Origin of the sequence: Enterobacter sp. SENG-6, from assembly GCF_001605945.1 — a bacterium.
Taxonomy (GTDB): Bacteria; Pseudomonadota; Gammaproteobacteria; order Enterobacterales; family Enterobacteriaceae; genus Enterobacter; species Enterobacter cloacae.
The window spans coordinates 165050-189955 of record NZ_LOMM01000066.1; the positions used below are offsets into that span (position 1 = coordinate 165050).

General features: G+C 56.0%; 36 protein-coding genes and 1 pseudogene. 5 read left to right on the forward strand and 32 right to left on the reverse strand.

The window, feature by feature from the left end; translation table 11 throughout:
- Positions 1-80 precede the first annotated feature (80 nt).
- The 3 genes from AX755_RS21265 to dgcQ all read left to right on the forward strand — a co-directional run bounded on the left by AX755_RS21265 (position 81) and on the right by dgcQ (position 3036).
- Entirely contained in the window at positions 81-1001 is a 921-nt protein-coding gene (locus AX755_RS21265) for a DUF808 domain-containing protein (protein WP_170942733.1), read from the forward strand.
- A gap of 78 nt (positions 1002-1079) precedes the next feature.
- Positions 1080-1262, forward strand: coding sequence for a YodC family protein (locus tag AX755_RS21270; RefSeq protein WP_013097745.1), 183 nt, complete (start codon positions 1080-1082; stop codon positions 1260-1262).
- 73 nt (positions 1263-1335) lie between these two features.
- Positions 1336-3036 carry a cellulose biosynthesis regulator diguanylate cyclase DgcQ gene (gene dgcQ / locus AX755_RS21275; RefSeq protein ID WP_062857409.1) on the forward strand — a complete coding sequence of 567 codons (1701 nt, stop codon included), beginning with the start codon at positions 1336-1338 and terminating at the stop codon, positions 3034-3036.
- Here dgcQ and AX755_RS21280 read toward each other — a convergent pair.
- Entirely contained in the window at positions 3021-3851 is an 831-nt protein-coding gene (locus tag AX755_RS21280; protein WP_062857410.1) for a mannosyl-3-phosphoglycerate phosphatase-related protein, read from the reverse strand. The two genes, dgcQ and AX755_RS21280, sit on opposite strands and share 16 nt — an antisense overlap.
- Before the next feature lie 270 nt (positions 3852-4121).
- Positions 4122-4349 carry a YodD family peroxide/acid resistance protein gene (yodD, locus tag AX755_RS21285; protein ID WP_013097742.1) on the reverse strand — a complete coding sequence of 76 codons (228 nt, stop codon included), beginning with the start codon at positions 4347-4349 and terminating at the stop codon, positions 4122-4124.
- Positions 4350-4477: 128 nt separating this feature from the next.
- Between yodD and dsrB the strand changes: the two genes are divergently transcribed.
- A complete protein-coding gene (dsrB, locus tag AX755_RS21290) occupies positions 4478-4666 on the forward strand; it encodes a protein DsrB (RefSeq protein ID WP_013097741.1) in 189 nt (62 codons plus the stop codon).
- A 100-nt stretch (positions 4667-4766) separates the two neighbouring features.
- On the opposite strand, the gene rcsA is transcribed toward dsrB, so the two are convergent.
- From rcsA to fliF, 14 genes and pseudogenes are all read right to left on the reverse strand, one after another.
- Complete coding sequence (gene rcsA / locus AX755_RS21295; protein ID WP_013097740.1) at positions 4767-5390, reverse strand: transcriptional regulator RcsA; 624 nt, start codon at positions 5388-5390, stop codon at positions 4767-4769.
- 279 nt (positions 5391-5669) lie between these two features.
- Positions 5670-6471 (reverse strand): annotated as a pseudogene (fliR, locus tag AX755_RS21300) (flagellar biosynthetic protein FliR).
- Positions 6472-6478: 7 nt separating this feature from the next.
- Entirely contained in the window at positions 6479-6748 is a 270-nt protein-coding gene (gene fliQ, locus AX755_RS21305) for a flagellar biosynthesis protein FliQ (protein ID WP_008500315.1), read from the reverse strand.
- Between the two features lie 10 nt (positions 6749-6758).
- On the reverse strand, positions 6759-7496 hold the full coding sequence (gene fliP / locus AX755_RS21310; RefSeq protein ID WP_013097738.1) for a flagellar type III secretion system pore protein FliP: 738 nt from the start codon (positions 7494-7496) through the stop codon (positions 6759-6761).
- Entirely contained in the window at positions 7496-7870 is a 375-nt protein-coding gene (gene fliO / locus AX755_RS21315) for a flagellar biosynthetic protein FliO (RefSeq protein WP_013097737.1), read from the reverse strand. The genes fliP and fliO overlap by 1 nt, the downstream gene beginning before the upstream one ends.
- Before the next feature lie 2 nt (positions 7871-7872).
- On the reverse strand, positions 7873-8286 hold the full coding sequence (fliN, locus tag AX755_RS21320; RefSeq protein ID WP_008500318.1) for a flagellar motor switch protein FliN: 414 nt from the start codon (positions 8284-8286) through the stop codon (positions 7873-7875).
- The gene (fliM, locus tag AX755_RS21325; RefSeq protein ID WP_013097736.1) at positions 8283-9287 is read right to left on the reverse strand and encodes a flagellar motor switch protein FliM; all 1005 of its coding nucleotides are present in this window, start codon (positions 9285-9287) and stop codon (positions 8283-8285) included. The genes fliN and fliM overlap by 4 nt, the downstream gene beginning before the upstream one ends.
- 4 nt (positions 9288-9291) lie before the next feature.
- On the reverse strand, positions 9292-9762 hold the full coding sequence (gene fliL, locus AX755_RS21330; protein WP_014832480.1) for a flagellar basal body-associated protein FliL: 471 nt from the start codon (positions 9760-9762) through the stop codon (positions 9292-9294).
- A 106-nt stretch (positions 9763-9868) separates the two neighbouring features.
- On the reverse strand, positions 9869-11104 hold the full coding sequence (gene fliK, locus AX755_RS21335; RefSeq protein WP_062857411.1) for a flagellar hook length control protein FliK: 1236 nt from the start codon (positions 11102-11104) through the stop codon (positions 9869-9871).
- Positions 11101-11544: a flagellar export protein FliJ gene (gene fliJ / locus AX755_RS21340; protein WP_013097733.1), complete on the reverse strand. Its 444-nt coding sequence runs from the start codon at positions 11542-11544 to the stop codon at positions 11101-11103. The genes fliK and fliJ overlap by 4 nt, the downstream gene beginning before the upstream one ends.
- A 21-nt stretch (positions 11545-11565) precedes the next feature.
- Positions 11566-12936, reverse strand: a complete 1371-nt coding sequence (gene fliI, locus AX755_RS21345; RefSeq protein ID WP_013097732.1) for a flagellar protein export ATPase FliI — start codon at positions 12934-12936, stop codon at positions 11566-11568.
- A complete protein-coding gene (gene fliH / locus AX755_RS21350; RefSeq protein ID WP_013097731.1) occupies positions 12936-13646 on the reverse strand; it encodes a flagellar assembly protein FliH in 711 nt (236 codons plus the stop codon). The genes fliI and fliH overlap by 1 nt, the downstream gene beginning before the upstream one ends.
- Positions 13639-14637 carry a flagellar motor switch protein FliG gene (gene fliG, locus AX755_RS21355; protein WP_008500327.1) on the reverse strand — a complete coding sequence of 333 codons (999 nt, stop codon included), beginning with the start codon at positions 14635-14637 and terminating at the stop codon, positions 13639-13641. The genes fliH and fliG overlap by 8 nt, the downstream gene beginning before the upstream one ends.
- A complete protein-coding gene (gene fliF / locus AX755_RS21360; protein WP_023619799.1) occupies positions 14630-16309 on the reverse strand; it encodes a flagellar basal-body MS-ring/collar protein FliF in 1680 nt (559 codons plus the stop codon). Before fliF ends, fliG begins: the two co-directional genes overlap by 8 nt.
- A gap of 228 nt (positions 16310-16537) precedes the next feature.
- On the opposite strand from fliF, the gene fliE reads away from it, so the two are divergent.
- Positions 16538-16852 (forward strand): flagellar hook-basal body complex protein FliE, encoded by a 315-nt coding sequence (gene fliE / locus AX755_RS21365; RefSeq protein ID WP_013097729.1) that lies wholly within the window; start codon positions 16538-16540, stop codon positions 16850-16852.
- Positions 16853-16878: 26 nt separating this feature from the next.
- Here fliE and AX755_RS21370 read toward each other — a convergent pair whose 3' ends face one another.
- The 16 genes from AX755_RS21370 to gamL all read right to left on the reverse strand — a co-directional run bounded on the left by AX755_RS21370 (position 16879) and on the right by gamL (position 24831).
- Entirely contained in the window at positions 16879-18174 is a 1296-nt protein-coding gene (locus AX755_RS21370; RefSeq protein ID WP_062857412.1) for a tyrosine-type recombinase/integrase, read from the reverse strand.
- Between the two features lie 45 nt (positions 18175-18219).
- Positions 18220-18465 carry an excisionase family protein gene (locus tag AX755_RS21375; protein WP_014070846.1) on the reverse strand — a complete coding sequence of 82 codons (246 nt, stop codon included), beginning with the start codon at positions 18463-18465 and terminating at the stop codon, positions 18220-18222.
- Between the two features lie 105 nt (positions 18466-18570).
- Positions 18571-18801 (reverse strand): hypothetical protein, encoded by a 231-nt coding sequence (locus AX755_RS21380; protein ID WP_032608689.1) that lies wholly within the window; start codon positions 18799-18801, stop codon positions 18571-18573.
- Between the two features lie 8 nt (positions 18802-18809).
- Positions 18810-19061, reverse strand: a complete 252-nt coding sequence (locus tag AX755_RS21385) for a DUF4222 domain-containing protein (RefSeq protein WP_104668960.1) — start codon at positions 19059-19061, stop codon at positions 18810-18812.
- Positions 19042-19698 carry an AP2 domain-containing protein gene (locus AX755_RS21390; RefSeq protein ID WP_062857413.1) on the reverse strand — a complete coding sequence of 219 codons (657 nt, stop codon included), beginning with the start codon at positions 19696-19698 and terminating at the stop codon, positions 19042-19044. Before AX755_RS21390 ends, AX755_RS21385 begins: the two co-directional genes overlap by 20 nt.
- A 5-nt stretch (positions 19699-19703) precedes the next feature.
- A complete protein-coding gene (locus AX755_RS21395) occupies positions 19704-20378 on the reverse strand; it encodes a hypothetical protein (RefSeq protein ID WP_073971492.1) in 675 nt (224 codons plus the stop codon).
- Positions 20375-20596 (reverse strand): TraR/DksA family transcriptional regulator, encoded by a 222-nt coding sequence (locus AX755_RS21400; RefSeq protein ID WP_062857414.1) that lies wholly within the window; start codon positions 20594-20596, stop codon positions 20375-20377. Before AX755_RS21400 ends, AX755_RS21395 begins: the two co-directional genes overlap by 4 nt.
- Before the next feature lie 91 nt (positions 20597-20687).
- Positions 20688-20918: a hypothetical protein gene (locus AX755_RS21405; RefSeq protein ID WP_062857415.1), complete on the reverse strand. Its 231-nt coding sequence runs from the start codon at positions 20916-20918 to the stop codon at positions 20688-20690.
- Positions 20915-21133: a hypothetical protein gene (locus AX755_RS21410; RefSeq protein WP_062857416.1), complete on the reverse strand. Its 219-nt coding sequence runs from the start codon at positions 21131-21133 to the stop codon at positions 20915-20917. The genes AX755_RS21405 and AX755_RS21410 overlap by 4 nt, the downstream gene beginning before the upstream one ends.
- Positions 21130-21681 carry a phage N-6-adenine-methyltransferase gene (locus tag AX755_RS21415; RefSeq protein WP_062857417.1) on the reverse strand — a complete coding sequence of 184 codons (552 nt, stop codon included), beginning with the start codon at positions 21679-21681 and terminating at the stop codon, positions 21130-21132. Before AX755_RS21415 ends, AX755_RS21410 begins: the two co-directional genes overlap by 4 nt.
- Position 21682: 1 nt before the next feature.
- On the reverse strand, positions 21683-22435 hold the full coding sequence (locus AX755_RS21420; protein ID WP_062857418.1) for a hypothetical protein: 753 nt from the start codon (positions 22433-22435) through the stop codon (positions 21683-21685).
- Positions 22432-22584, reverse strand: a complete 153-nt coding sequence (locus tag AX755_RS21425) for a DUF1317 family protein (protein WP_006809793.1) — start codon at positions 22582-22584, stop codon at positions 22432-22434. The genes AX755_RS21420 and AX755_RS21425 overlap by 4 nt, the downstream gene beginning before the upstream one ends.
- Positions 22581-23009, reverse strand: coding sequence for a hypothetical protein (locus tag AX755_RS21430; protein ID WP_062857419.1), 429 nt, complete (start codon positions 23007-23009; stop codon positions 22581-22583). The genes AX755_RS21425 and AX755_RS21430 overlap by 4 nt, the downstream gene beginning before the upstream one ends.
- A complete protein-coding gene (locus AX755_RS21435) occupies positions 23006-23686 on the reverse strand; it encodes a lambda exonuclease family protein (protein ID WP_062857420.1) in 681 nt (226 codons plus the stop codon). Before AX755_RS21435 ends, AX755_RS21430 begins: the two co-directional genes overlap by 4 nt.
- Positions 23683-24528, reverse strand: a complete 846-nt coding sequence (gene bet / locus AX755_RS21440; protein ID WP_062857421.1) for a phage recombination protein Bet — start codon at positions 24526-24528, stop codon at positions 23683-23685. Before bet ends, AX755_RS21435 begins: the two co-directional genes overlap by 4 nt.
- 18 nt (positions 24529-24546) lie before the next feature.
- The gene (gene gamL / locus AX755_RS21445) at positions 24547-24831 is read right to left on the reverse strand and encodes a host nuclease inhibitor GamL (RefSeq protein WP_062857422.1); all 285 of its coding nucleotides are present in this window, start codon (positions 24829-24831) and stop codon (positions 24547-24549) included.
- Positions 24832-24906 lie beyond the last annotated feature (75 nt).

Sequence of the window (24906 nt, forward strand, 5' to 3'; positions counted from 1 at the left end):
ATTTTTGTTGACGCAATGTGCCTGTTTCCGGGTGTGCGGTTTTGTTCCATACTATTCACTTAATTAGCAAAAAAAGAAGGATAGTCATTTTGGCGGGAAGTAGCTTATTAACATTGCTGGACGATATTGCCACCTTGCTGGACGATATTTCCGTTATGGGAAAACTGGCGGCGAAGAAAACAGCAGGGGTTCTGGGGGATGATTTATCGTTAAATGCGCAACAGGTAAGCGGGGTGCGGGCTAACCGCGAGTTGCCGGTAGTATGGGGCGTGGCGAAAGGCTCATTCCTCAACAAGGTGATCCTGGTGCCGCTGGCGCTGCTGATCAGCGCCTTTATCCCCTGGGCGATTACGCCGCTGCTGATGATTGGCGGCGCATTTTTATGCTTTGAAGGGGTAGAGAAGGTGCTGCACTCCTTCGCCGCGAGGAAGAAGCACGACACGCCAGAAATGCGCCAGCAGCGTCTGGAAGCGCTGGCAGCGCAGGATCCAAAAACCTTCGAACGCGATAAAATCAAGGGCGCCGTTCGTACCGACTTTATTCTGTCGGCGGAGATTGTGGCTATTACCCTGGGTATCGTGTCTGAATCGCCGCTGCTGAATCAGGTGCTGATCCTCTCCGGGATCGCCATTCTGGTGACGGTGGGGGTTTACGGCCTGGTGGGGCTTATCGTTAAACTCGATGACATTGGCTTCTGGCTGGAAGCGAAATCGAGCGCGGTAGCTAAAGGGATCGGTAAAAGCCTGCTGGTGCTCGCCCCGTGGCTGATGAAGAGTCTTTCCGTGGTGGGGACGCTGGCGATGTTCCTTGTCGGCGGTGGGATTGTGGTACACGGTATTGCGCCGCTGCACCATGCGATAGAACATTTTGCTGCACAGCAGGGCGCCGTGGTGGCGGCCATTCTGCCTACGCTGCTTAATCTGGTGCTGGGCTTTATTGTGGGCAGTATCGTGGTCGCCGCAGTGAAGCTGGTTGAAAAGCTGCGCGGTACGGCGCACTAATTGTTACCCGCGCCAGGATGCAAAAAGGCCATTCCTCGTCTAAATTGAAACAGTTTCACCCTGATACAGGAGGCAGGTATGGTCTTTTTGGTCAGTGATGAAGTTAAGCCTAAGAAGGGCGGCCCACGTATGATTGTCACCGGCTATTCCAGCGGAATGGTGGAGTGTCGGTGGCATGACGGTTACAGCATCAAGCGGGAAGCGTTTCGTGAAGATGAGCTTCAGCCGGGTGACGGGCGGCAAAAGCGTGACAAGGCTTAATCACTTAACGCCCGGCCTTGCCGGGCGTTTTTATATCAAGTATCGGGTGTAAGGAAGCGATCAGGGAGTATGTGTGCAGCGTGATACCTTTGTTGTAAGACGAACTTTTCTGCAATGGCTGCATAAGCGTAGCAATCCAGGTGCGATTGTTAATCTCTGTTTTCTGGTGGTACTGGTTTTTTCGACTCTCCTCACCTGGCGTGAAGTGGTGGTGCTGGAAGATGCCTATATCTCAAGCCAGCGCAACCATCTGGAAACGGTGGCCACGTCGCTGGACAGACAGCTTCAGTTCAGCGTGGACAAACTGCTTTTTTTTCGCCAGAGCATGCGCGATGCGCTCCAGACGCCGCTGGCGTTTGATGTCCTGCGTGCAGCGGTGACACGCTTCAATGCAGACCGGTCTCGTCCTTTCTGGCAACTTGCCGTGGATACAAAACGTACGCTGCCCATCAACGGCGTATCGGATGCCTTTGTTGAAAAGACCACGCTGCTTAATCGCGACGATGAACTTCTCGATAATGAAGTGTCTGCTGCGCTTGAAGTGGGCTATTTGCTCAGGCTGGCCTCACCGGTCATGCGCAGTGAAGAACGGGTGGTCTATGTCTCCCGCGCCGGGTTTTTCCTCTCCACGGATACACCGGCACAGAGCGCCGATATCATCCCGCGTTATTACCATCTGGTGACCCAGCCCTGGTTTACGCAGCAAACGGAACGTAACAATCGTGCGCGGGCGGTGCTGTGGTTTATCACCTCGCCGTCAACCTGGACGGGCAACGAGCGCATGATCACCGCCAGCGTACCCATCTATTTTGACCATTACTGGTACGGCGTGGTGGCGATGGATTTTTCTCTCAATACCATGAAACGGATGCTGGCCGACGCGACGGATGACCACGCCGAGGGTGAATATCAGCTGTATGATACCCGGCTCAATATGATTGCCTCTTCTGAAGCGTCCACAAGCGAGGCCAACCATTTTGATGAGCGTGAAACGGCACAGATTGCGCATGCTATTGAGAACAATACCGGCGGCGGGATCCGGCTCGGCAGCCGTTTTGTCAGCTGGGAGCGGCTCGACCATTTTGACGGGGTTATCCTGCGGGTGCATACCCTGCATGAAGGGGTAAAAGGCGACTTCGGCAGCATCAGTATCGTGCTGGCGCTGCTGTGGGCGCTCTTCACCGCCATGCTGCTGATCTCCTGGCTGGTGATCCGCCGGATGGTCAGCAACATGTACACGCTCCAGCACTCGTTGCAGTGGCAGGCCTGGCACGATCCTCTCACCCGCCTCCATAACCGTGGGGCGCTGTTTGAGCGGGCAAAAGCGCTGGCCGGGCAATGTCAGGCGCAGTCGCTGCCGTTCTCGGTGGTGCAGATCGATCTCGATTATTTTAAAAGCATTAACGACCGCTTCGGCCATCAGGCCGGAGATAAGGTGCTGTCCCATGCGGCGGGGCTGATTGCCAGCGCCCTGCGTAAGAACGACGTTGCCGGGCGCGTGGGCGGGGAAGAGTTTTGCGTGGTCCTGCCGGGTATCGGGCTGGAGGAGGCGAGAGCGGTGGCGGAACGCATTCGCTCACGCATCGACAGCAAAGAGATCCTGGTGAAAAAGAGCACGACGTTGCGTATCAGCGCGTCGATGGGGGTCAGCTGCGCGCAGGAGAAGGGGAATTACGACTTCGAACAATTGCAGTCAATAGCGGATGCCCGGCTGTATCTGGCAAAACAGCGCGGCCGCAACCAGGTGGTGTGGAACGATCAGGACAAGAAGTGATCCAGCCCTTCATGCCAGCCCGCCGGTCCTGCTTGCTGCGTGTGATACACCCGGGCAGGGTTATCGTCGCGCAGCGTGATGCCCTGGCGGTTAATGCCCTTGATCACCACCGCGAAGTCGACGCTGTCGAGCAGGGGCGCATCATTCGGACCATCGCCCAGCCCGAGCGTTGTGGGCATGATGCCTTCCTGTTCGCGATATTGCGCAATGAGCCAGTTCACCGCCACGTCCTTTCCGCAGCGGGCGTCCAGAATGTGCCAGAAGCGGGCACCCTGCAGGCATTTCAGACCGCGCTGCGCCAGCTCCTCTTCAAACTGCACCATTTTCTCATCGGTGTCGCGCCAGATGAGCGTGACAGAGGCTTCATGTTTACGCGCAAGCGTGGAACGATAGCGGCTCAGCCCCGTCCATTCGCCGATCACCCGGTCATCGACATCGTCAAAGGTGGTGAATTTATACCCTGCCTGCAGGCGGATTTGCTCGATGTACGGGCGAATGTCGCGGTGGAGCATTCCCATAGTATGGCGCTGCGCCTTTTCCCAACGGACATCGGGTTGGATGACTGCGCCGTTTTCGGCAATAAAGGGTAACCCCTCGAGGCCCAGATCCTGCTGAATATCCTGCATCTCCGCTGCGGTTTTGCTGCTGCACAGAATGAGCGGTACCTGAAAATCCTGCAGCTTATCCAGCCAGGGCATTGCCGGCTGCCAGGCGTAGGTATGAATATCCAGCAACGAACCATCCAGGTCGGAAAAAACCAGCAGGGTGTCCTGCAGGGAAGGCCGTGCAGCTTCCGATTGCGAATAGCGCTTCATCTAAGAATATTCCTAAAAAAATAGGACTGTCGGAAGGGAAACGTGCGGAACCGATCCCGCCAAACCCGCATTCGACGTACCTTGCTGCTCATAACAAAAATTCACGTTTAAAAAATATAATATTCGCCACGAGAATATATGCTTGTCAGGCAAAATCGTTGAGGATAGTGTTTCGACTACATCAGATTTCCTGGTGTAACGAATTTTCAAGTGCTTCTTGCATAAGCAAGTTTGATCCCGGCCATCCCCATGACCGGGATTTTTTTCGTCCTAACGATTCGCTTCAGACACGCTAAAGTCATGGATATCAAGCTCGAAGGCCTCGGCCAGTTCACGGTAGGTGTGATAATCCCTTCCGTTGACGATGACCCGGTCAGAGTTGTCATCCGTACGACGAACTTCTGACTCACTGATCTCATTGATGGCGGCCAACAGGGCATCGACATCCACTTCGACCTCGCGTTTGATGGTGTCGCTGTACTCTTTATCGGTCTTCATTTCGGGGTCCTCATTCAACCGTGTCCAACATTGATTATAGACTGAACACAAAAACGCCATTCGCGCGCCGTGGCGATGTGTGATTTTGCGTTTTGTTCTACACTGGCTCAAAACCACAGGAGGAACGTATGAAGGTTAACGATCGGGTTACTGTCAAAACGGACGGTGGACCGCGCCGCCCGGGGGTGGTACTGGCAATTGAAGAGTTTAGTGAAGGTACAATGTATCTGGTATCACTGGAAGACTACCCGCTCGGCATCTGGTTCTTTAACGAACTGGGGCATCCGGATGGCATCTTTGTGGAGAAAGCGGAGTAATACGGCGTCGGGTGCCCAGGTGCGTGCCCGACAGCGCCCGTAAAAGCAAAAATCTCTGGCCAGGCCAGAGATCGTGTAGGGTACTCAAGGTCTTATGCAACTAACGCATGTTGACGAAAATCCCGTTCGTCACATTATCGGTCAGGCGGACAACGTGGTAGATCACTTGCTTATTATGGGTTTTAATCTTCCTTTTAATATTTCCTTTATGTGACGAAACGGTTTTCGCTTTAATATTCATCTGGTCTGAAATTTGAATCGTTCCTTGCCCGGCCATCCACATTCGCAGCATGCTTGATTCAGTTCTGCTTAATGATAGGGTGGGTAAGTTAACCGCTCCTACATTCTTAACTTCCTTATTCAAATAATCCCCCAGAATGTCATCCAGCGACTCTGGTTTTATCGATTTAGAACTGATCAATAAATTTTTACGGACCAACAAATACTCATCGAAATGGATATTTGCGATCGCCATAAAAACAATAAACAGGGTTTTAGGATGCTGATTAATGATTTGCTTAATGTGCTGACTGTTGGCTGGATCGTGAATGAAACAGTCCTCATTAATAAACACCACGCCTGGTTTGAGTTCATCACAAGCGGCTGCGAGCTCCTCAACGGTGTGTGCGTCGTTGATGTCTCTCTTTCTTACCCCTCTGCTTGCCAGATACCCGGTTAACCCTAGCCGGGTGTAGCTGCATAAATCCATAATGATCGTTGACATGGCATACCCTCACTCAATGCGTAACGATAATTCACCATCTGCCTGAGAGCTCATAAACAGCCATACGGGATGGAAAAAATTAATAAACCTGTGAGCATGACAAAGACTTTCAGGCGGACTCACTATCCCGTAAAGTTACGTATAATTTGCCAGGAATCATCTTAAAGTAAAGTAAATATTAAGTATTGTGAGGTGGTTAGAAACAATTAAACCGCGTCAGATATATCCTGGAAGATGTTTTTCGTGTTTTATTTTAGGAATATCCTCAGAAAGACAATATCAACTGTGAGGACTATTATTTACGTGGCAGCTCGCTGACAATATCCGCTAAGAGGTTGAATATCTCGCCGAATAAATGCTCACAGAAGGGGGCGATAAGTGGCATTAGCAATGACATTAATAAAATTCCCACCGTCAGCGTCAGCGGAAAACCAATGACGAACACCGACAGTTGCGGGGCCATGCGGTTGAGTAAACCCAACGCCAGGTTCACGGTCAGGAGCAGGGTGATGATCGGCAGCGCCAGCATCAATCCGTTGAGGAATACCAGCCCTGCGGCGCGGGTGAGTGCCAGGAACGCATTGCTGTTAACCGGGTTTTCCCCAATCGGCAACGTGTGGAAGGTGTCCACCAGCATGGAGATGAGCCACAGATGGCCGTTAAACGACAGGAAAAGCAGCATCGCCAGCATATCGATAATGCGCGCCAGCACCGGCATGTTGAGGTGGCTGCCAGGGTCGACAAACGTGGCAAACGATAGCCCCATCTGCAGGCCGATCAGTTCCCCGGCGGTGCGCACGGCCGCAAAGGCCAGCTGCATGGTAAAACCAACCGCCACGCCAATCAGAATTTGCTGCAACGCCACCCATACCGCATTGGCCGAGAAGATCGGAATATTCACCGGAGGCAGGGAAGGGGCAACGATGATGGTGATGATGATGCCCAGCCCCACTTTGACCCGCTTCGGGATCGCTTTCTCGCTCAGGATGGGGGCGGTGGTGATCAGCGCCAGGATGCGCAGCATGGGCCAGAAATAGACCCCAAGCCACTGAATCCACTGGTCGCTGGTAAAATGGAGCATCGTCGCGTCAGCCGATGATGTACGGCAGATTGGTAAACAGGTTACGCATGTAGTCCAGCAGCAGATTGAGCATCCACGGCCCGGCAACAATGATTGCCACGAACACGGCGATGATTTTCGGAATGAACGAGAGCGTCATTTCGTTAATCTGCGTGGCGGCCTGCAGAATACTGATGATCAGACCGGTCACCAGAGCGACAAGCAGCAGAGGCGCGGCAACGGCAATTGCGATTTTCATCGCTTCCGTGCCCATCATCATGACCGATTCTGGCGTCATTGCGCGCTCCTCAACTGTAGAAACTCTGCGCCAGCGAACTGACCAGCAGCTGCCAGCCGTCGACCAGCACAAAGAGCATGATCTTAAAGGGCAGGGCAATGGTGGCTGGCGGTACCATCATCATACCGAGCGCCATCAGTACGCTGGCGATCACCAGGTCGATAATCAGGAACGGAATAAAGATGGTAAAGCCAATCTGGAAGGCGGTTTTCAGCTCGCTGGTGACGTACGCAGGCAGCAGTATGCGCATCGGCACGGCTTCCGGGCCCTGCAGCTCCCCGGTGTTGGAAAGGCGGGCAAAGAGGGCCAGATCCGCTTCGCGCGTCTGGCGCAGCATGAATTCACGCAGCGGCTGCGCGCCTTTCTCCAGCGCCTCCTGCATGGAGATTTTATCTTCACTGAACGGCTGGTAGGCGTCGGTATAAATCTTATCGATCACCGGCGACATAATAAAAAAGGTCAAAAACAGGGCCAGGCCCAGCAGCACCTGGTTCGGCGGCGCGGAAGGGGTGCCCAGCGCGTTTCGCAGCAGGCCAAAGACAATGATGATGCGGGTAAAGCTGGTCATCATCAGCAGGATCGCCGGAATAAAGGTCAGCGAGGTGATGAACACCAGCGTCTGAACCGGGAGCGACCAGCTTTGTCCGCCGCCCGCCAGAGGGGTTGAAACCAGACCGGGCAGTTGCGCATAAACCGCAGGAGCAAACAGGCCAACGCCCGCGAGCGTCAGGGATAACAAACGGCGCATCAGGATCTCCCGGAACGCTTAAGCAAACTCTTCATGACGGACTGGAAATCCGCAGGGGCTTCTGCACGCTCATCACTGATAGCAGGGGCGGGCGGCAGTTTATGTAAAACGTTGACGTTTGACGCGGTGACGCCCAGCACCAGCCGAGCGTCCTCAACGTCTACGATGACCACGCGCTCGCGTGGCCCCAGTGTTGTACTGGCGCTGACCTTCAGACCGCGCGTCCCGGCGGTTTTACCCGCCAGGCCAAAACGCTTCGCCAGCCAGGCGGCGATAAGAATAAAGGCAATAATACCGAGCAACGCACCGCTCACCTGGAGCAGCGGTGAGCCGGGAACGGCGGAGGGTTGTGATACTGTTGCCTGGGTTTTCATTCTTAACGGCTCAGACGACGCATGCGCTCAGACGGGGTAATGATGTCGGTGATACGCACGCCATATTTATCGGCCACGACCACCACTTCACCCTGAGCAATCAGATACCCGTTGATCAGGATATCCAGCGGCTCACCGGCCAGACCGTCGAGGGCCACGACGGAACCCTGCGTCAGACGCAGCAGCTCTTTAATGGTCATGCGGGTGCGGCCCAGCTCAACGGTCAGCTTAACCGGGATATCCATAATCAGGTCGATGTCCTGCAGCGTGCCGCTGACATCACCGCCGCCTAACTGCTGGAAGACGGCATCCGCTGCACTTTTGGCCGGGGTCGCTTTTTGCTCGTTTAACGCGTCAGCCCACAGATCGTCCAGTGCTCCGCTGTTTTCATCGGACGGATTGTTCATGTCACTCATTTGGGCTGTTCCTCATTCAGCGAATTCAAAATCGGGTTGATCAAGTGCTCAACGCGTAACGCATACTGGCCGTTAATTGTGCCGTACTGACTTGTCAGCACGGGGACACCATCCACATGGGCAATAATGCGGTCGGGTTTTTCTATCGGCAAAACGTCACCGGGTTGTAATTTCAGGATCTGGGATAACCGCAGCGGAATATCGGCAAAGCTCGCTACCAGCTCAAGCTGTGAGTGCTGGACCTGGCGCACCAGGTTTTCACGCCAGTTCTGATCTTCATGACGTGAGTTCTCCAGCGGCGGGTTGACCAGCAGCTCGCGCAGCGGTTCGATCATGCTGAACGGCAGGCAGATGTTGAACTCGCCGGTCAGGTTACCGATCTCCACGTGGAATGGCGTGTTGACGACGATGTCGTTCGGAGAGGTGGTGATATTGGTAAATTTCACCTGCATCTCAGAACGCACATACTCCACTTCCAGCGGATTAATGGCCTTCCACGCGTCGCTGTATGACTCCAGCGCCAGCTTCAGCATGCGGTTAATGACGCGCTGTTCGGTGTGGGTGAATTCACGACCTTCTACTTTGGTCGGGAAGCGCCCGTCGCCGCCGAACAGGTTATCCACCGCAATGAACACCAGGCTTGGGGAAAACACCACCAGACCTGTGCCGCGCAGCGGTTTCAGATGGATCAGGTTAAGGTTGGTTGGCACCGGCAGGTTACGGGCAAACTCATGATACGGCTGAATGCGGATCGCACCGACCGTGATATCCGGGCTACGACGCAGCAGGTTAAACAGCCCCATACGGAACTGACGTGCAAAACGTTCGTTAATGATCTCCAGCGCCTGCAGACGTTCACGTACCACGCGACGCTGGGTATTCGGGTCATAGGGACGAATATCGCTATCGCCGCCAATGCCCGGTTGCGGATCATCACTCTTATCGCTGTCGCCGTTGAGCAGCGCATCGATTTCTGCCTGAGAAAGAATACTGTCGCCCATGTCGTTACCGCAGAATAAAGGCTGTATACAGAACGTCAGTGACTTCCTGCTTAGGTTGGCCGTTCACCAGCGGGGTCGCCAGCGTTTGCTTAATAGCGTCGACCAGCTTTTGCTTACCTTCATCGGTGGCAAGCGTTGAAGCGTCCTGACGAGAGAACAGCAGCAGCAGACGGCTGCGCACTTCCGGAAGGTAATCGTTCAGTCGGGAACGGGTGGCTTCATCTTTCAGGCGCAGCGTGATGCCGACATACAGCACCCGATCCGCATCACCGAGGTTGACGGTGAAGGTATCCAGCGGGAAGAACACCGGTGCCGGCGGAGGTGGCAGTTCGGCTTTGGCCGCAGCAGTAGAAGGTTTCTGCTGCATGCGCCAGTAACTATAGCCCGCGGTAGCGCAGGCGGCGAGCGTGATTAACACCAGCAGCGGGATCCAGATGGAACGCTTACTTTTTTTGGTGATCGCGGAGTCAGTCATCTGATACGAGCTTCCTGTTTCGGTACAGCTTAATATGGTGATTATCCCGTGTCCGGCTGACGTCAAAGCGTGGAAAAGACGGGGATAATCACGCTACCTCTGGCGTTTAGGCGAAGATGTCTACGGCGCGGTTGCCGCTCGCAGCGGATTGCAGGGCTGCCGGGGTCGGCAGCAACTCATCGCTCTCTTCAGTAAATCCGCCATGTTGGCCGGAACGCGACGCCTGCTGTTGCTGCTGGGACGAAGACTGCTGCTGCCCGGCAAAGCTCTCGCTGCTGACGCTACTCTGTGTAAGCTGAATGCCGTTTTCCGCCAGTGACGTACGCAGTACCGGCAGGGCGGCTTCCAGTGCAGCACGCACGTGGCCGTGCGCAGAGACCATCTGCAGCTGCGCCTGGTCATTATCCAGTTTCAGCGAAATGTGCACCTGGCCCAGATCTTCCGGGTTCAGGCGCAACTCTGCGGTTTGCTGTCCTTGCTTCGCAAACAGCGTGATGTGCTGGCTCAGGTTCTGTTGCCATTCGTGGGTACCGAGCGGCTGACTCAACACCGGTGCGGTGGCAACGGTTGCGGCAGGCTGCGCGGTGGCGTGGCTGGAGACAATCGGCGCCAGGGTGGCGGTTGGTGTTGAAGACAAAGACGCGCTGGCAAGATCCTGTTTCTCGGCCGCGACGGCGAGCGCTGGCGTCGCCGGTGCGTTGGCCGGCAGGGACGGATCAACGTTTTGCGCCTGCCCGGCGAAAGACGGCTGCGCGTTATCCTTGCCCGTCAGGGCGCTGCCCAGTGCGTGTGCAGACGTGCCGTTTTGCGTAAGCGTCGTGGCGGTCAGGGCTGACGTTGCTTTGAGTCCCTCACTGCCCGCGCCTTTCGCCGTGACCGGCGTGGAGGTCTGCTGGTGCGGCAGCATGGCCATCAGCGCGCTTAAGCCCGCCAGCTCTTCTTCGCTCAGTTCGGTTTTGCTGTTATCGGCGCTATTCGCCGTGGTCAACGTCTTCAGGGCATCGCCCTTAGCGGCAGGCATCAGCCCGGAGACCAGCGTTTGTAGCGGCGTCGTCTGCGCCGTTTCATCGCCAGCCTGCGTGGATTGACGCGCGAGCAGATCGGCAATTTTCGCCTGCAGGGTGGACTCTCCCCCGGCGTCCTTCGCGACCTTTGACAGCTTGCTGCCAGCCGCCTTCAGGTCGGCCAGCGTCAGCGGCGCATCTTTGCCCTGACCGCTGGCGTCCGTTAACGCGCCCGCCAGCAGAGAAAGAAAGTCTTGCGCACCGTCGGTGCCTTTCCCCGTTTGCATGCCGCCTGACAGGTCGCTGTCGGTCATCAGCAGTTGTTGCAGTGTGATCATTCCGGTTTCCTCATTGATGCGCGCTGGGCAAACTCATCCATTTTTTTCTGATCCTGGCGGTTTTCCGCCAGCGTCGCCGCGGCAATCTGCCGGTCCTGTAAGGTCTGCCAGGCCTGCAGTCGCTGCTTCTTCTCGCGCCAGAAATTCAGCGCGGTGTCGACTTTTTGGGTCCATTGCTGAAGCTGCTGGCGATGCTGTTCTATCGCCTTCTCCAGCGTCTGAATAAACTGCTGATAGTTAATCCAGCGCTGGCTTCCAATGCCCTGTGTCATATCGGTATTGAGGTTGGTGCGATACTCATGCTGATAGTCGATTAACATCTTCAACTGCTCTTCAGCCTGCTGGCACCCGCGTCGCATTGCGCCAAGCTGCAATGCGGCATCATCAACTTCTTTTTCAGCCAGATCTTTCAGCGTTGATAACGCGCTGTTTTGCGCCATGACCGTCGCCCTCCACCTGTGTTACACCTGCGGGAAAATCAGCTCCAGAGCCTGAATCGAATCTTCCCAGTCGGCACGTTCAAATATGCCTTGTTGCAAAAATGCCTCCAGCTGCGGCCACAGGCTAATCGCTTTGTCGAGCATGGGATCGCTACCTTTGGCATACGCTCCCACGCTCACCAGATCGCGGTTGCGCTGGAAGCTGGAGAGCAGTTGTTTGAAGTTACGCACGCGGGCGTAGTGCTTCTCGGTAATCAGCGCCGTCATTGCGCGGCTGATGGATGCTTCAATATCAATGGCTGGATAGTGTCCGGCTTCGGCCAGGCGACGCGATAACACAATATGACCGTCGAGGATCGCACGCGCGGAGTCGGCAATCGGGTCCTGCTGGTCGTCGCCTTCGGTCAGCACCGTATAAAACGCGGTAATGGAGCCACCGCCGCTAATGCCGTTCCCTGCGCGTTCAACCAGCGCCGGGAGTTTGGCAAAGACCGACGGCGGATAGCCTTTGGTGGCCGGTGGCTCACCGATGGCCAGCGCGATTTCACGCTGCGCCATCGCGTAACGGGTCAGGGAGTCCATGATCAGCAGCACGTGCTGGCCGCGGTCACGGAAATCTTCGGCGATGCGGGTGGCATACGCGGCACCCTGCATACGCAGCAACGGGGAGACATCCGCCGGGGCGGCGATGACCACCGAACGGGCGCGGCCTTCCGCACCCAGAATGTTTTCAATGAAGTCTTTAACTTCGCGGCCACGTTCACCGATCAGCCCCACGACGATCACATCGGCCTGGGTGTAACGGGCCATCATGCCGAGCAGGACCGATTTACCCACCCCTGAACCGGCGAACAGACCCATACGCTGGCCGCGACCGACGGTCAGCAGGGCGTTGATCGGGCGCACGCCGGTATCAAGAACATGTTCGATCGGGGTACGCTGCAGGGGGTTAAACGGTTGGGTGATCAGCGCGCCAGTTTCGGTGGTATCCGGGGCGGGCAGGCCGTCGAGCGGTTTACCGCTGCCGTCCAGCACGCGGCCCAGCAGGGCAGGGCCGAGCGGGAGCTGCTTACCGCTTTGCAAACCATCGCCGATGATGTTTTTCGCATAGACGCGCGCGCCGGGCAGAATGCCTTCCACCTCTTCAAGCGGCATCAGGAAAAGACGCTGGCCGTTAAAGCCCACCACTTCGCTTTCCACTTCTCGCGTTTCCTGCCCATCCTGACGCTCGATCACGCAGGTGGCCCCCAAAGGCAGCTGCAGGCCGGTGGCTTCCAGCACCAGACCGGTGGCGCGGGTCAGGCGCCCATAACGACGAACAGATGGCAGTTGCGCCATCTTCGTTTCAAAGTTATCGAGCGTGTTGAGCCAGCGAGTGAGGCGTGCGGTCATCAGACGACTCCCGGAGCCGCCAGGCGGCACAGTTCCTGCCAGCGGGTGGCGACGCTGGCATCCAGATCGCCTTCATCGGCGGAGACTTTGCATCCGCCGTGATGTAACGACGGGTCACCGCGCAGACGCCAGCCGTGCAGGCTCAGCGTGGCACCGAGACTCTCTTCCACGCGCTGGAGATCGTCCGGATGAACGCGCAGCTGCGGTTTCCCGCTGAACAACGGCTCTTGCTGCAGCAGGCCCTGAATTTGTTTGATCAGCGCTGAATTATCGACCGCCGGGGTCTGGCCAATTACCTGACGGGCCGCTTCCAGCGCCATCTGCATCAACCGGGAAGCAATCACGCTGTCCAGCGCATCCAGGGTGTGCTGGAACTCGCTGACCAGCTGCTGCATACGGGCATGGAGAGGCGCCTGCTGCTGGCGCGCCTGCTCAATACCCTGTTCTAACCCTTTCGCCAGACCTTCCTGATAACCCTGGTCATGGCCCTTCTGTCGGCCTTCGTTCAGACCCGCATTAAAACCTTGCTCATGTGCCTGCATTTGTAACTGCGCCAGCATCTGTGTGCGCTGTTCTTCTTCGCTCAGTTCAGGCGCCTCGACGTCGGTGTCGCCCTCCTCGGGCGACGCTACGACAGCCGGGGTGAATTCAGAGAGGGCAGGGGCCAGATCGTCAGGCGTCCAGCGCTTCCACGGCAGCTCATTAGACATAGGTGTCGTCTCCGCTGCCAATTACCATCTCGCCGGTTTCTGCCAGACGACGAACGATGAGCAGGATCGCTTTCTGTTCGTTTTCCACCTGAGACAGACGCACCGGGCCACGGTTGGCAAGGTCGTCGCGCAGGATATCTGCCGCACGCTGGGACATGTTGCGCAGGAACTTCTCGCGCAGCGGCTGTTCGGCACCTTTGAGGGCGATAAGCAGCGACTCGGAGTCCACTTCCTGGAGCAGGCGCTGGATGCTGCGGTCGTCCACTTCGACCAGGTTTTCGAACAGGAACATCTCGTCGATAATTTTCTGCGCCAGCTCGCCGTCGAATTCGCGAACCGCCGTAATAACGGCTTCTTCCTGCTGCGTTTTCATCAGGTTGATGATTTCCGCTGCCGTTCTCACGCCGCCCATTTTGCTGCGCTTGAGGTTCTGGCCGTCGAGCAGGTTGTTCAGCACTTCGGTCAGCTCTGCCAGCGCCGCTGGCTGGACACCGCCGAAGGTGGCGATACGCAGCATCACATCGTGACGCAGGCGCTCTTCGAACAGCGCCAGAATATCGGCCGCCTGACCACGTTTGAGGTGAACCAGGATGGTGGCGATAATCTGCGGGTGCTCGTCGCGAATAAGGTCGGCGGCACTCTGCGGCTCCATAAAGTTGAGCGTTTCGATCCCGCTGGCGGTATCGCGCGTTTCGAGAATGTCTTCAAGGAGGCTGGCGGCACGCTCTTCGCCCAGCGCCTTGACCAGCACGGAGCGCAGGTAGTCGTTGGCGTTGACGTTGAGCGCTGCAAACTGTTCGGCTTCCTGCTCAAACTCCGACAACACTTCGGTCAGCTGTTTGTTGGAGATCTGACGCACGTTGGCCATGGCCGCACTCAGAATTTGTACTTCTCGCTGGGAGAGGTGTTTAAACACCTCTGCCGCACGATCTTCGCCAATGGTCATCAGCAGGATGACGCTTTTATCGGTGCCCGTAAGCGTATTACTCATGTTCGTTACCCATCCACTGGCGGATGACCAGCGCCACGACGCGCGGATCGTTATCTGACATTTCGCGAATGCGCTGGCTCATGACCTCAGCACCCATGCGCTGGTTAGCACGACGCTGCTGCATCTGTTCGTCTTTGCTGAGGCGGACTTCCACCGCTTCTTCCACTTCCTGACGCGCGTTCATCTGTTCGCGAGCTGCTTTCTCGGCTTCTGCACGACGCTGCAACTGAGGACGAACGCCCTTACGCCACAGCAGCCAGGCGACAATCAGCACCAGCAGCCAACGGCCCGCAGACATCAGCTGATCGATAAACGCCTGCTGTTGCCAGAACGGCAGCTCACCGCCGGTCTCATCTACCGGGTTAAACGGTGAATTCACCACGTTGAGGCTATCGCCACGCTTCTCGGAGTAACCCATCGCTTCACGGGTCAGGTCTTCGATCTGCTTCATCTGCTCTGCCGTCAGCGGCAGCGGTTTGCCATTCGGCAGCGTTTTGTAGTTCACCACGACGGCCACTGACAGACGCTGAATATCACCTACGTTCAGTTTCGTGTGGCGGATAGTCCGATCCACTTCGTAGTTGGTGGTTTCGTTACGGCTGCTGGTACGTGGACCGGCATTGCTGGCCGTCGAGGTTGTAGTCTGCTGATTTTGCTGACCGTTCTGCTGATTAGCCGGCGGCGTGGAAATAGGGGCCGCGTTAGCCGGGGCAGGCTGGTTAGAGAGTGCGCCCGGCACGCCGCCTGGGTATGCACCGCCAACCTGTTCGTTTTCGTTAACCTGGCGAGAGCGCATCACTGCCTGAGCCGGATCGCCGTTCGGGCGGTACTGCTCTTCGGTCTGTTCTTTATTAGAGAAGTCGATCTGCGCGGTAACCTGGGCATGGACGTTGCTGTTACCCACAACCGGGCCGAGGATCGCTTCGATGCGGCGCTGGAGGCGCGCTTCCACATCGGCGGCATATTTCAGCTGCGCGTCATTCAGATCGCGCCCGGCGGTATTGCTTTGGGTCAGCAGATGACCACTCTGGTCAACCAGCGTGACGTTACCCGGCGGTAAACCGGCGACGGCGCTGGAGACTAAATGTGTAACCGCGCTGATTTGCCCTTCATCCAGCGCCCGGCCGGGTTCAAGGTTGACGGTGACGGAAGCCGACGGGGATTTCTGTTCGCGGACAAACAGGGACGGTTTAGGCATGGCAAGATGCACGCGGGCGCTCTTCACCGGGCCTAATGTTTCAATCGTGCGGGCCAGCTCACCTTCCAGCGCACGCTGGTAGTTCACCTGCTCGCTGAACTGGCTGATACCGAACTTTTCCTGATCCAGCAGTTCAAAACCCACCGCGCCGCCCTTCGGCAGGCCCTGCTGCGCCAGACGCAGACGGAGTTCATGGACTTTATCTGCCGGTACCTCAAGCGCACCCCCGTTATCGGCGAAGCGATAAGGGATGTTCATTTGAGTCAGTTGGGTGACGATGGCGCCGCCATCCTGATCGGAAAGGTTGCTGTAAAGCGTGCGGTAATCAGGACTTTTCGCCCACAACACCATCGCTACAAGGATCGCAATTGCGGCAGCGCCTGCCACGATCAACGGGATTTTAGGATTCGCGCGAAGGCGGTTCATCCACTCGAGTGATTTATTCTGCGGCGCTGTCGATGCTGCTGCACTCATTGCGCACCTCTTAAATCCTGGTGGTTTACGTTATTCGTGTAGAGAAACAAAACTGACTCCCGGGTCGGCAAACACGACAAAAGTTCCATATTGATGGCCCAGCCATTATTTGATGATTCGTGATTTTCTATGGGCCAAATAACCTGGTTTTTTATCGCTATTTACCGCCATTATCTTATTGACAAGCTGTTAGTCTTGACCGCGTAAAAAACCATCCAGGGGAGAGTCATGGCTATACAGGGTATTGAAGGGGTTATCAGTCAGCTGCAGGCAACCGCGATGACGGCCCGTAATCAGAATGTGGCAGAACAGCAGCCGACCATCAGCTTTGCCGGGCAACTGCATGCTGCGCTCGACCGTATCAGCGATACCCAGACCGCCGCGCGTACCCAGGCTGAGAAGTTCACCCTCGGTGAACCTGGCGTGGCGCTGAACGATGTGATGACCGATTTGCAAAAAGCCTCGGTCTCTCTGCAGATGGGGATCCAGGTGCGTAATAAGCTGGTGTCTGCGTATCAGGAAGTGATGGGCATGCAAGTTTAGGTTATCTAACCTAATGATATTTATAATTAATAACCATCCGATCCCACGGCGTGGGGCATGGATGGGGCAAACTCACTCAATTTCTGGTTGAGGATGAGTACCTGGTCCTGGTTATTTTCAGCCATCCAGGATCCGTACACCCGGTAAACCATTTGCGCGTCAGTGTGGCCCATTTGCTTCGCGATGAAGTTCGGGTTGGCACCGGCAGCTAACGACCAGCATGCATACGTGTGCCGGGACTGGTATGCTCTGCGATAGCGAATCCCGGCGCGCCGCATTGCCGCTTCCCACGACTGGTTAATCGACCCCACTGCGTAATGATGCCCGGCACGGCCATTACGTGATGCGATCTGCGGGTTGAACACGAACGTGCAAGGATGCACATCGGTACGGCCATACTCGCGCAGCTTCACCTCAACCTGATACTGCTTACCCAGGCGTGTTAACTCGGCTTGGCTCTTAAGCACGTCGATCGCTGGCTGAATGAGGTTGATGATACGGTCCGTCCCGGCCTCTGTTTTCGGAAGGGTGAACTCCTTCGTTAACGTGTGGTTCCGGCGGATCATCATCGTACCCGCTTTCAGGTCGATATCTTCCCAGGCCAGCGACACAAGTTCTCCGTGGCGCACGCCGGTGTAGACGGCAAGAGACCACATGTTTTTCAGTTGCTGGTGGGCGCAGGCGTTAATCAACCTGACAAACTCATCGCGCGTCAGCGGGTCAGGCGCGCATCGTGACCGCTTAAGCATGGCGATCCCGGTGAACGGATTCACCCGTACATAACCGCTGTCAGCGGCAAACTTAAACATCCCGCCCATGGTCTTCATGTAGTTGTTGACCGTTCTGACTGAGCGGCCCTTAACCGGCGTTTTCTGCCCGACTTTCAGCGTGTGATAACCGGTCAGTAATTCCTTTCTGATAAATAGCAGGTCTTCCTGAGTCACCGCAGAAACCAGCCTGTCCCCACCTATCCTGGGCACCATGTTGCGCACTATAGATGTATAGCGTGACATCGCATTGGTGCTGATCTCCATGCGCTTCAGCTCCAGCCATTTATTTGCCAGTTCGAGAACGGTTATCTCCTTGCTCTCAACCCCAAACCTTTTCAGGTTCGGTGAATCAGGGAACTGGGCCGCATAATTGAAGTTGCCGGTCTTTATCGCGAAGCACACTGACGCGCGCAGCTCGCCAGCGACCTTTCTGTTTTTTGGTGTATCCGGCACGCCGAGGCTTTCACGAACCCGGCTGCCTTTATAGATGAACCAAATGCGGAGCGTACCGCCATGGTTCTCCACGCCTGTTGGGTATGCTGACTTAGCCATTATTCCCTCCTGACGTCCAAGAGCCCGATAAGCATAAACGGATCTTCATTGGCGCGCACCCGGCTGTTTCTTTGACATGCTCTCAACCCACTGGTCGACAGCCTTTCGGTTGTACATGCATTCGCTGTTTTTCTTCGGCACGCCGTCCGGTGAGACGTGAAGGTATTCCCGTCCTACCATCCAGCATTTTTTGCGGGCCCGCTCGATTGTGCCGGGGCGAAGGCCGGTAATCTCGACGAGCTTTTCTTCTGTTACCCAGTCGTTGGGCACGATTAAGGTCATTTCGCTCATGGGTTTCTCCAGGCAAAAAAGAACCCGGCGCGGGGCCGGGCAAAAGGGATCACGAGGTGGCGCTTTCGCACCCAATAGCCAGCTCATAACTGGCTATCAGTTGCGTCAGTCGTCTTCATCTTCGTCCCAGTCCTCGTCGTAATATGGCGAGGCGAGAAGTGGGTTAGTTGCTGAGAGAATCTCTCCGGCGGCACCCTGGCGCTGAAGTCGACGAAGCGCTTCATATAGCTCGAAAGCCTCGGTTCGCTCATCACCAATATCGAGGGAACACGCCACTTTGTGCGCCTCGGTGACCAGGGTTGATAGCTGGTTTCGGATGTCCTGAATGGTGCTCATAGTTCTCCTTAGGCTGCGCGCTGGGCACGCAGCTTCTTCAGGTGTTCTGCTGTTTCGATTTCTTCGGCGATCCGCTCGGCCTGTGCTTTGGTCAGCGGCTCGAAATCCTGGTTAAATCGGCCCATGCTGGCGATGCAGGTGCGACCGTTGCGGATGTAGTGGATGACTTCGTGGGTAGCGCGGAGGATTTTGCATGGCGCGCCGTGGCGATCAGAGTAATAATCATCAGAAATCGGTAGGTTATAAATCCGACTCTTCATGTTTCTCATCTCTTTTAGCTCGGGCTAATTGATGAGCGGCGGACGCCTCCTCCTCGGTGTCGAATCTTCCAAGAGAGGTTCTTTTCCCATCAATTGAGATGTGCGCCTCCCATCGACCATGCTTGGTAAGGCTAACCCCTTTGCAATTTGATGTGCAGCCACTCCTTTTCCTCTGATTCTTGGTCTGATCAGACTTAGTGGCCCATCGACAGTTCTCGGGGAAATACCCAAGATTATTGTCAATCCTATCGATGGTCATTCCGCGTGGTCTTTCACCCATATCAGCAAAGAACTCGCTGAATTCATGCCAGCGGTCACAAACAGTAATCCCACGACCTCCGTAATTTTTGTAATTTACATTGCTGGGGTTTTCGCACCGAGACAGCATTGCGCACCACGTTCCATAAGTTTCAGAACCATACTGGCCATGCTTAGTCCTGAGTCTGACGGAAACCTCCCGGCTCAGGCAGCCGCAAGATTTAGTAAGGCCAGATTTAACCCTGCTGATAACTGCGACGGTCTCATTTCCGCATTCGCAGATGAACTTACCTTTCCTGTTTTTGCCGCTCTCCCTTGGAAGGCGCTCGATCATCGTTAGGCGCCAGCGCTTTTCCCCTTCCGAAAAAATCTCAATCATGTGAATTAACCCTCTGGATTATCCTGAACATTGGGCACCACCTTAAATTCGATTACCCATACCCATGGGTTAGCTTCCCAGTTGTCGGCACCGTAGATGCTCATCCAAAGGTCACGGAAGTTAATGCGATATTCCCAGCCGGGAAGAACTCCGCCAGAAGGCGGCGTGATGCCTTCAGACTTTGCATCGTCCTCACTCAGATCTCTTAGTCGTTCAACACGCACGCCGGTAATTTCCAGCGTGAGACGGCTGGCCCAGCGGGGCATGTGGATAGAAGGCGTCCAGCGTATTTCATCAGCCGGCGGCACATTCTCGTAATTAGTTGGAACGTGCTCAGGGTAATTCGCGCGATAAAGTTTCAGGTCCGGCGCGCCAGCACCAGCTTCAGCCCACGTCTCTCGCACCCAGATGCGATCGCCGACTGCACCGAACGGGCAGGTGTAGCCTTCATTCTCATCAGCAACGCCAAATACATCTTTCTTTGCAGGCTGCAGGTAGCCGTTTTTATCGACTACGCCAGGCGTGTACCAGTGGGCGTTCAAATCCAGATCGTAACCGTTATGCGTTGGGTGGAATCCATCAGACGGCTGAACTTTCATGATCCGCCGCGTCTGCGTCTTCCTCCCGTCGAGAATGGCGCGCACCATCTCGCCGTTAAAAATCATTCCGCGCTCTTTCACTGGATCCCCCTTTGCTTATTCTTCAGCTCGATGACGGATTGGCACTCTGCGCACGTCTGGCAGCCTGGGACAGCAGATCGCCGCGGCTCTGGAATTGGTTCGTCGCATTCCGCGCAATACTCTGCTGATACGGCGTTACGGTTTACTCGGTGAGCGGAGAGGGCAGCGTTACGCTGAAGCTCTTCAATCTCTGCTGCGGTATCGATGATGTCGGCCATTGTCAATGCTCCCGGAACTGTCGGTTAATTCGGTTGAAGGTGAACGCCAGCAATAAAAAAGGCCGCGATAGCGACCTGGTGATTTGCGATTTCATGGCTGTATCCACCCTTTACCTTTGACGTGCTGAATAACGCCAAGCTTCCTGAGCGACTGGAGCCGGCGGTCAAGGATGCGGAAGACGTCCATCGGGTGCTTTCCTTCTGCTTCAGCAATGACGAGGCACTCCTGCCTGACGGAAGGGCTAAATAGCTCCGAAAAAGAGGTTGGCTGAGCGCCGATAGCGCTTAATACTTCGCTATCCAGTTTCTCGTATTTGGTCACGATTCAACTCCAAACCGCCCGTTAAGGCGGCCAGTTTTGACGACGAATTCCAGGAGGCTAACTCCCAGAGCTTCAATTTTCTTGTGATGCTTGTTGATGATGGGTGGAACCGTTTCGTTCCAGTTAGGCTTTGGCTTCTTGCGCATGGCCTGCTGGATTTCTTCGGTGCAGCGGCGGCAGGTGGCGCGGACGGCGTTTTCATTTGCTGGCGTCATGCGGCCTCCCGGCGGGCGAGAAGTTTCGCCCCGAAAGCCATAAGCTCGTCCCGGTCCACAGTTGCGAAGTGGCAGTGTGTACGCGGGTACGGTCGCCAGATTATGAGCATCGACCCTTTGTTGTTGCCGCTTACCGGCTTACCGGTGACCGGGTTGATAAATGCCAGCCTCCCGGCTGTGATGAAGCGCACCTCGCTGGCGGTCTGGATAGCCTCTTTGAACCAGCCAACCGAAGTGTCTGCCGGAACCAGCATGACCGTGCCGATCTGGTTGGCGCTCTCGGCAGCGGCCTTCTTCACGAACGGCGTGATGTCGCTGTAAGGTGGGTTAAGCCAGACGTAGCCTGGTATGCTCAGGTAATCAGCCCACGGCGTTTCCAGCGTGTTCTGCTCGGCGGTGATGAACTTCCGGCATAGCGCGTTATGCGGCGCCGCGGCGGCATCAAGCTGGAAGCAGAACTCAGCATCAAGTGAGGCGAAGAGGGCTGGTGGAGTGCGCCAGAGGTCGCGCTGTTCTGTTGGCGTGTTGCTACCGGTGTAATCGGTCATATCAAACCTCGAAAGCAAGTTGCGGCGTGAACCGATCGCGATCTGCGTCGTAATTCAGCGAACTTGCAGAGTTAAAGGCTTCAATGCGCTCAACCAGCACCGCAGCACGTGTTTCTTTGCTTGCCGGCGCGTAGGCTGATTTATCCCACGCCTTGTCGATGCCGATGTTTCGCGCCACATTAGTACTGTCGGCTGACGACAGAGGGATGTGTCGGAATATATCGGCGTTCAGCATGCGCAGGCCGTGAAGCTTTGTTATCGGATACCCGTTTATGTCGACAACGTGACGGATGAGATCGCGTAACTTTGCCCGACATGAGCGCGGGCGCTTTGCGTCGTATTCACCCATGCTACCGATGCATACGCGCGGAAATTCCCGACACAGGCGGAAGAAACGTTCATCGGGCTCGTTCATGTGCCACACAGGAGCGCCGACTACTTTGCCGTGCGGCCACTCGGCGATTAACGCGTCGTTCTCTTCACTGGTCCCGCCGATCACGTCAGGGATAACTGCAAAAGCAAAGCGAGGGTGATTCATCCAACGACCTACAAACGCGTAGTAGTCACTCCAGTTAACAACGCGCTTTTTCGTCCAGAAGCTGAATGCGCCGTTATCCAGCGCGAAAGACTGGGTGACTTCGCTGGCCAGGGCTAATTGGCCGGGGTTGGCGAAGGAAATGAAAGCGTGCCTGCCTTTCCATGCCTTCAGGGCGCATGTGTCCGGCGTAATAGGGCCGCCGTGAAAATGAATCATGCCGCCTCCTGCCTTTCCCGATATTCCTCAGCGAGTCGCTGCGCCTTTAATGGATTGCTGACCACTTCTCCCCATGGCATTAGCCAGCCGTTACCAATGAAGGGAAGGCACAGTGTGCCAACCCTGATGTCGTCGTGAGCGTGAGTCATAGGATGGACTCCATTTCGTCGATGTAGAGGCCCTGAGCAATCAGGCGGCTACGGCGGGCGGCGCGTTCAATGCACTCCTGCCGTCTACCTTCCTGCGATTGTTCAATGGCGCGCCGGGTGAACAGCCGTGATTTGCCTTGCGGCGTTACGACCTTTGGCTTGCTGGCCAGGCTAAATTTCCGGTCGCAGATGCCGTCCTCGTTGATCCATTTCTCCGACTCAACGATCTGAGCTATCTGCCCGGTTCCGCGGGTAATGCCGTTGGCTACCCGGTTAAACTCAATCAGCGTTACGCCAAACTTCTCAGCGATTTCGCTGCCGGTCACTGGGCGGCCGCGCGTCTGAATCATCCAGATAACGCGCTCACGGAGGCCAGAGAATTGCCCGGTTCGCCCGGGCCGACGATAGAAGGGTGTGCGTTTCATTTCCACTGCTCCCCGAACGTGAAGCCGATCTCCGCCAGCGCCTCGTCCATCTTCTCAATGAACTCCGGCACCATTTCGTTGAAGTCGGACATGTATTGCGGATCCCGCTCAACGACGACGTGGTGAATACCTTCGCGTTTCATGCGCGGGTCGTAGTTGGCAAAGAACCAGGCTTCTTTCCCGGTCACCCACATGCTGTACTGCACCTGGGCCATGTACGCAGACTTGATGGCTTCGAAACCGCCAAGGCGGAATTTCATGAAGTCGCGGGAGGTGAACGGGCATTTCAATTCGAGGCCGAAATCGTTACTGCAAAGGCCGTCAGGGGAGCACGCAGTGCGCATGCTCTCGTCACGGAACAGGATCGGAGACTCCGTGACTTTCACGTCCGTGGTGAACTCGAAGAGAGTGCGGGCGTCTTCCTCGTACTGCTTGCCCCAGGCCAGCGCCTTAGCGTTAACCTCTGGCGCGACGCCGGTGCATACCTCGGCAAGCAGCGTGTGGAAGTAGGACATTTTCATATCTGTCCACTTCTTCCCCGATCGTGGCTTGGATATGACGTTGTGCACTTCAGAGGCGGTGATAACGCCGAGGCGCAGCCGGTGCCACGCCTCATCACCCTGTTGGATAGTGGTAACGTCAATACCGGTCCGGGCCAGGATAATTTCGGGTGTCATGCTGCCGCCTTAGCTTTTTTCTGAAGGAAGTTGAATCCTTTCTGTGCCTCTTCTTCAGTGAGGTCTGACGCCTCAAGAATTGGCCGTTTGAAGATGTCGCTGCACACTGGGAGGAAGTCTTGCTCCCAGTCTTTATTCAGCGATGTTAAGAGATCGGTGATCGCCTGAAGCGTTTCTTCGCTTGCTGCTGGTGAAAGTGCTTCTATGGTGCTGCGGGGCGTGACGTCACGGATATCAACGTCCAGTGATTTGCCTTCCATTTCTTCGGCGGTAGGCTGCTGTCCAATCTCAGGCCATGCCTTACGCAACGCCTGGGCTTCTGCGCATTTCGCCAGCTGTCCATACGGGCGCTTTTTCCACATTGCATTCGGCGCCGTGGTGTCGCGGCCGGCGGTGGCATAGTTTTCAATCCAGTATTCTTTGGCGCTGAACTCGACGATCTCGCCGCTGGGCATGCGCTTGAAAACGGTGTATTTGCACCACTGAGGGAAGGTCATCTCGACACCAGTAAGCGTCTGAGTTACGTCTGGACCGAACTCCGGCTCCCGAGCCCCGGCATAATCGCCAGAACGGTCTGCCTGAATGCGGTAAAGTCCGATGCCCGGCATGACCACGTCGCGCCAGTCACCTTTACCTGTTTTCGAGTCTTTGACGTACATCGGAACGAGGTGGACAGGTTTGAGCAACGGATCCAACTGGCGGGCGCGGCAGTAGTCAAGCGCCATCATTACCGATTCGTCTTTGGCGCCAGGATAGATGCTGTTCTTCAGCGCGCTCCAGGTGGAGACGTCGACGCCTATCTCCTGAAGCGACGTCGCTGTGATTGTTAATTCGTTTGCCATCGTTAATCCCCTCAAAAATTAAAACGGGCAGCCGGTACGGTGTTCCCAGTCGTATTCCGCCTGGGCGTAAGCAACTGCCGAAATGAAATCGTTGAAGGCCTTGCCAGCATCATCGCTGCGAAGTCCTTCGTATGGGCTGGAGTCAATCGGTACGGAGAAGTGGAAGAGGCCGGACGGCTCCTTTGGCATCATGTCGATGATTTGCTGCGCCCGGTCGTCGACCCACTTCTCTTTCTCGTCGGTGAGTTGCTGCTCAACCCAGCGCCGATCTTCGATGCGGTCGTAAGTGAGGTATGCGTTCATGGCTGAACTCCTGAAATTTGGATGTGCAGATGCCGCCCGCAGATAGCCAGGCAGATCGGTTGAATAGGGTGGTTG